Origin of the sequence: uncultured Clostridium sp. (assembly GCF_937920395.1) — a bacterium.
GTDB lineage: Bacteria > Bacillota > Clostridia > Clostridiales > Clostridiaceae > Clostridium_AD.
In genome coordinates, this window is record NZ_CALEVF010000348.1 from 1 (window position 1) to 9,081 (window position 9,081).

At 29.4% G+C, this 9,081-nt stretch carries 9 protein-coding genes; 2 read left to right on the plus strand and 7 right to left on the minus strand.

Annotated elements, in window-relative coordinates; genetic code table 11:
• Positions 1-114: 114 nt before the first annotated feature.
• From mgrA to Q0649_RS20730, 6 genes are all read right to left on the minus strand, one after another.
• Entirely contained in the window at positions 115-1,110 is a 996-nt protein-coding gene (mgrA, locus tag Q0649_RS20705) for an L-glyceraldehyde 3-phosphate reductase (RefSeq protein ID WP_298846339.1), read from the minus strand.
• Between the two features lie 66 nt (positions 1,111-1,176).
• Positions 1,177-1,497, minus strand: a complete 321-nt coding sequence (locus Q0649_RS20710; protein ID WP_298846340.1) for a hypothetical protein — start codon at positions 1,495-1,497, stop codon at positions 1,177-1,179.
• Between the two features lie 187 nt (positions 1,498-1,684).
• On the minus strand, positions 1,685-2,044 hold the full coding sequence (locus Q0649_RS20715) for a hypothetical protein (protein WP_298846341.1): 360 nt from the start codon (positions 2,042-2,044) through the stop codon (positions 1,685-1,687).
• A 67-nt stretch (positions 2,045-2,111) separates the two neighbouring features.
• The gene (locus tag Q0649_RS20720) at positions 2,112-2,486 is read right to left on the minus strand and encodes a DUF6262 family protein (protein ID WP_298846342.1); all 375 of its coding nucleotides are present in this window, start codon (positions 2,484-2,486) and stop codon (positions 2,112-2,114) included.
• Positions 2,486-4,450, minus strand: coding sequence for a tyrosine-type recombinase/integrase (locus tag Q0649_RS20725; RefSeq protein ID WP_298846343.1), 1,965 nt, complete (start codon positions 4,448-4,450; stop codon positions 2,486-2,488). The genes Q0649_RS20720 and Q0649_RS20725 overlap by 1 nt, the downstream gene beginning before the upstream one ends.
• Positions 4,443-5,570, minus strand: a complete 1,128-nt coding sequence (locus tag Q0649_RS20730; RefSeq protein ID WP_298846344.1) for a tyrosine-type recombinase/integrase — start codon at positions 5,568-5,570, stop codon at positions 4,443-4,445. The genes Q0649_RS20725 and Q0649_RS20730 overlap by 8 nt, the downstream gene beginning before the upstream one ends.
• A 313-nt stretch (positions 5,571-5,883) precedes the next feature.
• Between Q0649_RS20730 and Q0649_RS20735 the strand changes: the two genes are divergently transcribed.
• Positions 5,884-6,552 carry a hypothetical protein gene (locus Q0649_RS20735; RefSeq protein WP_298846345.1) on the plus strand — a complete coding sequence of 223 codons (669 nt, stop codon included), beginning with the start codon at positions 5,884-5,886 and terminating at the stop codon, positions 6,550-6,552.
• Positions 6,553-6,736: 184 nt separating this feature from the next.
• On the opposite strand, the gene Q0649_RS20740 is transcribed toward Q0649_RS20735, so the two are convergent.
• Positions 6,737-7,375 carry a helix-turn-helix domain-containing protein gene (locus Q0649_RS20740; RefSeq protein ID WP_298846347.1) on the minus strand — a complete coding sequence of 213 codons (639 nt, stop codon included), beginning with the start codon at positions 7,373-7,375 and terminating at the stop codon, positions 6,737-6,739.
• A gap of 346 nt (positions 7,376-7,721) precedes the next feature.
• On the opposite strand from Q0649_RS20740, the gene ftsH reads away from it, so the two are divergent.
• On the plus strand, positions 7,722-9,081 hold a 1,360-nt coding region (gene ftsH, locus Q0649_RS20745; protein WP_298846349.1), incomplete at its 3' end, for an ATP-dependent zinc metalloprotease FtsH.

Below are 9,081 nucleotides of genomic sequence, written 5' to 3' on the forward strand. Positions count from 1 at the left end.
TTTTTACAGTGGAACTTAACTCTACAAAGTGGAAGTTACTTTTTCAATTCACCAAGTTTATATATTACGCATTGAAATTCACATAAATAGAATCCTTTAAATTTTTTAAAATAACTATTTACTTGCTAATATTTGTTCTATTCGTTCTAATTCACCTGCACTAAAGTTTAAATTATTGAGTGCACCTACGTTGTCTTCAATTTGGCTTACCTTACTTGCACCTATTAGTGCGGAAGTAACATGACCATCTCTTAATACCCAAGCTAAAGCTAGTTGAGGTAAAGTTTGAGAACGTTCCATTGCTAAAACATTTAATTTAGCAACTTTTTCTAATTGCAATTTTGTAATATCTTCAGTATGTAAGAAAACTGATTTGCCTGCTACTCTAGAATCTTTAGGAATTCCGTTTAAATATTTGGTAGTAAGTAAACCTTGTTGGAGTGGTTTAAAGGCTATACAACCAATACCTTCATCCTCTAAAACATCTTGAAGACCGTCCTCTATCCATCTGTTAAACATTGAATAAGAGGGTTGGTGAATTAAACAAGGGGTGCCTAATTTCTTAAGTATTGCAGAAGCCTTTTGAGTTTCAGCTGGCTTATAGTTTGATAATCCTACATAAAGAGCTTTACCTTGTTTTACTATTAAATCTAAAGCTGACATAGTTTCTTCTAAAGGAGTATTAGGGTCAGGTCTATGATGATAAAAGATATCTACATAATCGAGCCCAGTTCTTTTTAGACTCTGGTCAAGACTTGAAACTAAATATTTTTTTGAACCCCAATCACCATACGGACCAGGCCACATTGTGTAACCAGCTTTTGTAGAGATAACAAGTTCATCTCTATAACCTGAAAGATCTTGTTTTAAGATTCTGCCGAAGTTTTCTTCTGCAGAACCAGCAGGAGGACCATAGTTATTGGCAAGATCGAAATGTGTAATTCCAAGGTCAAAAGCCTTATGAATTAGATTCCTTGAGTTTTCAAACGAATCTGAATAACCAAAATTATGCCATAAACCAAGCGATATTGCAGAGAGTTTTAAACCGCTATTACCACATTTATTATATTTCATTGTTAAGTATTTTTTACTATCAGATACATATGACATTTTTTCACCTTCTTATATTAATATTATCATATATCATAGATATGTAAAGAATTTAAATAAAGTATGCTAAATATTATTAGATATCCTTTTAGAATCTATAATTAATTTTATACAAAGAAGAACTGCTATTATACCTGAAGCTATGAAGCTAAGTGAAAAAACTAATATTCCCATAAAATATGCTTTATTAGTATTAAGATAAATAGATTTGTGTAATCTAATGTAGCAATATGTATTTAATAAGATTAGAAGATACATAACAATCTTTATAATTTTATATGTTTCATCATGTTCGATTGATATTAAACCACTGGACCCTAAAACTGTTACTATAATTAAAATCGTTACAGAAATCATTAAGTAGATTATGTTGTTTTTTATTTTCATGAATTTACCACCTTTCAATATCTAGTGTAACACACGCTACACCGATTTATTTTACACGTTTTATACATAGACTACATGTAATCTATGTAGTCTATAATTAAACTATTTTATGATTATAATTAGTACGTAATTTAAGAAAAATATGCCATACGACTAATTGTTTATTATGTTTTTAGGGTTATAACTGTTATTTTTTATTTTCAAGCACATTTAATAGTGAAAAAATAGTAATAACTATAATTGAAGAACGTAACCATGATGTAGAAATTTTCATAGCGTCTGAAATACTACTCATAACCATAATTCCACATACAAGAATAAATGATTTAAAAACCGTTATTTTTAGATTACCATCGGGGCTTGACAATGCGAATCTAAAAAAGGTAAACCCAAGGGTAAATACGATAATTGCTAAAATACGACTAATCAATAAATTCTTATGTTCAATGAAGAATACGCTTATGTATATACCCAAAGCCATAATCATTATTCCTATAATAATAGATAGTAATTTGTTCTTTATAAAATATCTAGATAAGTTTTTCATTATACTTTCTCCCTCAGTTAGTGATATGCACATTTAATTAGTTCGTTTAATTTTACGAGTACGGCATTTACATCTTTTCATATAACTTACCCCTAATAATCTCTAGTTGTTCCTTCAACTTCTTATTTTCTTCTTCTAACACCTTAATCTTTTTATCCTTAGCTATTATAATAATATCTTTTGATTTAGCTGTTTTATCGTATTTGGCTCTTTGATTCATACTTCTACTTGTTTGCTTATCTCTAAGTTCATCAATTCTCTTCTTAATATCTTCATTGTTATAAAGAAAAGTTTTAGAAACTCCACCTAATTTTGAAACACTATTAAAGTTAATATTTTGTTCAGTTAGAGAAAGTTCCCTAATGGCTTTATCAACCTTTTCTAAAGTAATTTTGCTTTTATTTTTTGCATATTCTTTTAATCCTTTAGTATGGTCTGCCATTATGAATCCTCCCTTGATTTACCGTTCTTATGAACTAGCTTATGTTCCTTAACTTTTTCTAATGTTTTCTCCAATATATTTAAATATTGTTTATTCTTTTCTGCCCATAACTCTCTACCAAATTTATCACTAACATCAATTTGTTTCTTAACTTTTAGTATTTCTTCCTCGTATTCGGGAACATTCTCAGTAGTAGTACAGAAACTTGCACAAGTTAAACAATGGTTCATTTGTTGCTTACATGGTATCTTAGAAGCCTTGAAACATACTCCAAATGGAACTCTTACAGCATCTAAATTCTTTTTAACATATTCATATCTGATAAGATTTTGCATATCATCTGAGTCTAAGGCTACTTTTTTAATTTCATGCGTTTCAGTATTAACTCTAAATAGTTCTAAGTCCTCTGTGTCTTTCCATTTTTCATAGAGCATATTCTCACTAACTGTAGCGTAGTGGACTGTCATTTGTAGGCTTTGATGTCCTAAAATTTGTTGTATAATACTAATTCCCATACCTTGATCTACATATTCCTTAGCCCTTGTATGCCTTAATGAATGCGGTTTAAAGTGATATAGCTCACCATTAACATCTCTAATATCCTTTTCTTTAATAAGCCGCTTAATTGTATATAATAAAGAGGGTTTATTTAAAGGCTTTTCTTTTAACTTTCCTTCATAAGTATTAAATAAATATTTTTTAGGATTATTTTCTTCGGTGCTTAATTCTTTAGATTTATCAATAGACTTTTGAACCATTTCAGCAACTTTATCTCTTATAGGAATTTTAAGTTGTGCTATACCTGTTTTAGTTATTTCTCCACAAAGATAATAATTATAGGATTGTTCTTTGCTATTCCAAATTTGTTCTAAGCAATTATGATATCTAAGATTTAATATGTCTGTTCCACGCCATCCAGTTTCTCTAAGAAGAATATAAATTGGTATATACTGTGGTCTATCTAATTCCATAACGTTATTGTCCAATTGCTTTAAGATAGGCTCTGGAATAAACTTAGCTCTTTTTATAATATCATGAGCCCTTTCTCTTTTAGGAATATCATCTTGAAATATTAAAAATGATACTTCTTTTGTAGGAGCTCTTTCATATTGAGCCATTTGTATATATTCTAAAAAGGTTCTAATCCAAGCTATATATTTAGTTGTTTCTATTTTTGCTTTATCTTTTCTATCATTAAGCATATAAAAAATATAGTTTTCTATATCTTGTCTGCATATATTTTCTAAGAATCCATCGTTATATCCATTGTTATAAAAATAGCCAAAAAAATAATTTAATCTTAATAGATATTCAAAACATGTACTCCAACTTTTCTTAGTTACTATTGTTCTAAAATATCGTTTTACCATATCTCTATAATATATAGGAATACTACTAAACGTCAAATAACCATTTTTACCACCACTTGCAGCAATTTTAGCACCTCTAATATTCTTTGAATGCCACCTATCTTTTTCAGTTTCTTCTCTATCATCATAGAAAGCTTTAATAAAATCTATTAATATATTTGTAAATGAGAAATAAGTTGTTTCCGTACACTTAAATGTTATTCCTTTGTTAATTAAAAATAATTTCCACCGTAAATATTCTTTTTCTTTATCAGCTTCTAAAAATGTTTCACATCTATAAAACTCTATAAAATAGTTCAAAGGGTTTCTTAATCTTGCTATTACCTTATTAGATAATAATTTTTCTTTAAAATGATGTAAAAAGAAAAACTTAATTTCATTTTTAACAATATCATTTTTAATTTTTGAAAAATCTATATAACTATATATTGCATTTCCAACTTTAACAATATTATTGAAAAATATTTCATTTTTAAAGTCCCATTTATCATTCTCTAACCAATATCCATTATCTTGTTTTAAATACTCGATAATTTCATCATACTTATTTTGTTGATTACTTTTTATCAGTTGTAAATTTTTCATATTATTCATCCCCCTCATTGTAAATATCCAAGTCCAAATTCGGTTGAGTTTTATTAAACTCCTCTGTTATTTCTTCATCAGAAGGATGAATATATGTATTCATAGTAGTAAAGATATTCTTATGACCTGCTCTTATTCTAAGTAGTTCAGGTTGCCATCCTGCCATTCTAAGAACCGTTAAAGAACTATGCCTAAACATATGTGGTGTAACATATATACTTGTTTTCTTTTTCAATGTTCTAAATAAATTATCAACATCAACATAATTCATAGCTTTATATTTGTTTTCACCACTTATCTTTATGAAGATATGATTAGTTTCAACTTCCTCGGTATGATATTCAGCTATATATTCCATAAACATATCAGCAAGATTTTGAGATACATCAATCCTTCTTGGACTTGATACTGTTTTAATCTCAGCATTATTTTCAAGTTCACCTCTATCTTGAAGGTCTATAATCATATCACTTATATCAATGTCTTCAATCCATAACGACAAGACTTCGCCTATTCTCATTCCTGTTTCATAAAGTAATATTAACAAAAATCTATCTCTAAGATTATTACAGGCTCTAACGAGCATTACTATTTGTTCTTTAGATAAGGTTTTAGGTTTAGATATAGGAACTTTTAGCTTTAATATATTACTTGAAACTTTCTTTTGTTCATGAGCTATCCCATATAAGAAACCTTTAAAGTTTCTACTTGGAGTAGATACAAACTTTTTAAGTCTATCTGAAATGTTATTGCTATATTCCTCATGTCTTAAAATATAGTCATAAAACGATAAAACTGCATTTACTATAATATTTACTGTTCTTGGACTTCTTGCTTCATCAACTTGATGCGTTGGAATTACCTTTAAACTCTTATAAGGATTCTGTAACCAGTTCACAAATAAAGCTAAGTCATCAATAGTTATTTCTTGAAAATCTAATTCTCTTTGTTGCAAGTATTCAAAGTATAGCTTTAAATGTTGGCAATACATTCTTAAAGAATTCCTTGCAAAGTTAGTATTATCCTTAAACCTAATAAATTTTAATATTGGTTCTATAGGCAACCCATTATCATCAGCAACAAAATATCTTTCCTTACCATCTTCTGTTTTTACTTTTACAACGTCCATGGTATTATATACACTCCTATAATTCGATTATATTCTACATATAGTTTACTATAACTACTATAATACTTCAAACTATATACTTAATACTTATCGTTTTATATCTATATAAGAATGTATCATAGAATACTATAAATACGGTCTAATAAACTGCACTATATTCCTTTAAATACATTATTTTATTCGCAAAACAATAAAAGTAGATATTTAAACACATTTTAACATTATTATGAAATAATATAAATAAAAACATTAAATAATGATATAATAAAAACAAGTTTTAATTATATAAAAAATATAAAGGGAGGTTATTCAGATGAATAAAAAAGAATATTTTAAATCCACATTAGAAGAACAAGTTAATTACATTAACCAAAAGATGAATGAGGGTAAGAGTTTTAATGATACTTGTAAAGAAATTTTGTTATTAAAGGGTGGGGTATCAAATAAGTTTAAGAAGCATGGCTATAAATTAATTGAAGGTCAATATCTTTTAAAACAAATACCAGAGAAACAATATTCTGATGAAAAGAAAAAAGAGACTGATTTAGATGAAGCTGCAATAGAGATTCAAGATGCAAAGGAGATGTTAGAAGATTTAATTGCAACACAAGAAAGTGAAATTGCTTTAAGTTTAAGCAATGAAAATGAGAACATTGAAAATGAGAACATTGAAAATGAGAATACTGATGAAAGTATAAAGCCAGTCGAAAGTAAAATGAGTAGAGAGAAGAATAAAGAAAATAAGGAGAAAAAAGCTAAGTTGAAAGTAAAGGCAGGTAGACCACAAAAATACAAAAAAGATCATGAAGGGAAAAATATTGATAAAAAGAAATTTACACTTGAAATAGATAAAAAAGTGTATAAGGCTTTGAAACATAAAAAAACAGAAGAAGGAATCGCAATTAATATTTTTGTGGAAGAATTACTTAGAAATGCTATAGAGGACAAATATTTTAAAAATAATAGTGAGAAAATAGAATAGAAATACATATTATCTAGGAGGTGAAACTTTATTAAACGGGGGCACCTTTTAGACCTTGTTTAATAAGGGGAGGTGATAATTTAAAATTATATTATTGACTCAAATGTGTTTCTTCATATAAATAAAACATCTATATTCACATAATTAGCTAGTTGTTTTATTTATATATGTAGGAATATTAATGCTATTTTTTATTAAGAGTTATAAGGGGAATTATTAAATGATCAACAATATGTTCTACATATTTCATTTCAATTGGTTTTCCAGTGCTTATGAGTTTATAACATAATAATGCAGGACCTACATCTGCCAGAAGTTTTAGTTGATGTTCATCTATTTTGATATTCATGGTGCACTCTATGGCATCACGAAATACATATGTCTGATTTGTTATACATTCCAAGTGGATAGCTTCGGATAATGATTTATCCCTGCTTATTGCTGTTGCAATTGAGAGCATTACCTTTTGCCTAACCTCATCATTTACCCCAAAATATGTGCTAAGCAATTCACAAAAATAATTTCTAAAATTATCGTCACAGCGTTTAGGGTCAACCTTCTGCTCGCAAGGTAAGATAAATGTTATAGCTTCTGCCATAAGATAGGGCTTAGATTTCCATCTACGGTACAAGGTAGCCTTTCCTGCATGGGCACGCAGCGCTATAGCGTCCATGGTTACACAGTCGTATCCTTGCTCTGCAACAAGCTCTAAGGCTGCCTTAAGAATAGCGAGATCACGTAGTTTATCAATAGGCCTTCCAAGTTTTGCTGGAATTTTTTCTTCGACATTTTCAATAAAATCGGATTTGTTAGTTATATCCATACTTTAAACACCTCGTTCTCAGTTTTCTATAAATATAACACAATGAAAATTTTATTTCAACATAACTGAACAAAGTAGTTTTGAAACTGTTGTGTTTTGATAGTGTCTATGATATACTCTCCTTTATAAACATAGTATATGAAAGGGTGGAAGGGTTAAAGTAATAGGATAAGTAAATAAATTTAAAAAAAATTAAACTTTATTATGAACTTCTGTCAATTAAGGATATAATATAGAAGGTATTATTAATCAATAGAATTTTTTAATAGGGTTAAGTATACAATAAGTGAGGTATTAAGAACATAAAGAAGTTAAGTAATATATTGAGAAAGAGAGGTGTTCTCTGATGAAAAAAAGATCAGGTATTGCTGCATGGACTATAATTTTTGTTGTTGTTGCAGTATTTATGCTTTCTAAAACAGATCAGAAATCAACTATTATTAATTTTAATCAATTTCAAAGTGATTGGACCAGTAATACTGTAAAAAGTTTTGTGGTTGAAGTAGATCAAATGACAGTTTCTGGAACATTAAAAAATGGAACTACATATAAAACGATTGTTCCATCAGCCAGACTATTTCAATTTATTAAGGATCATCCAAAGAGTGAAAGTGTTCAGGAAACGTATGTAAAACCACCAACTATTCCAGTGTGGTTACAGTACTTGCCTAATGTATTATTGATTTTAATGCTTGTAGGTTTTGGATTTATATTTATGAAACAATCAAAAGGTGCCGGTGGAAGCGGTGGTGTAATGAAATTTGGGAAAAGTAAGGCAAAACTTGCCGATCCTAGTAAGAAGAAAGTTAGTTTTAATGATGTTGCAGGAGCAGATGAAGAAAAAGCAGAGCTTGCAGAGATAGTTGATTTTTTAAAACAACCTAAAAGATATATGGAAATGGGTGCTCGTATCCCCAAGGGAGTATTATTAATAGGACCCCCAGGAACGGGAAAAACATTACTTGCAAGAGCAATATCTGGAGAGGCTGGAGTCCCATTTTTTAGCATTTCAGGTTCGGATTTTGTAGAAATGTTTGTAGGTGTTGGTGCTTCTAGAGTAAGAGATTTATTTGAACAGGCTAAAAAGAATTCACCTTGTATAATTTTTATAGATGAAATTGATGCCGTCGGAAGACAAAGAGGTGCAGGTGTTGGTGGTGGAAATGATGAAAGAGAACAAACATTAAACCAACTTCTAGTTGAAATGGATGGTTTCGGAGAAAATGAAGGAATAATTATGATTGCAGCTACGAATAGATCTGATGTACTTGATCCAGCACTACTAAGACCGGGTAGATTTGATAGACAAATACTTGTAGGAGTACCTGATAGAAAAGGTAGAGAGGAAATCTTAGCAGTTCATTCTAAGAATAAGCATCTTGCACCAGAAGTTAAACTTAGCGTACTTGCTAAAAGGACACCTGGATTTACAGGTGCAGATATTGAAAATTTAATGAATGAATCAGCACTTTTAACTGTTCGAAAAGATAAAAAGTTGATTGGAATGGAAGAACTTGAAGAAGCGGCTACAAGAATAATGGCTGGTCCTGAAAAGAAAAGTAGAGTGGTTAGCGAAGATGATAGAAGACTTACAGCATATCATGAAGCAGGCCACGCAATTGTAATGAATTTACTTCCAAACTCTGACCCAGTTCATCAGATAAGTATAGTTCCAAGAGGAAGGGCTGGTGGATATACTATGCGTC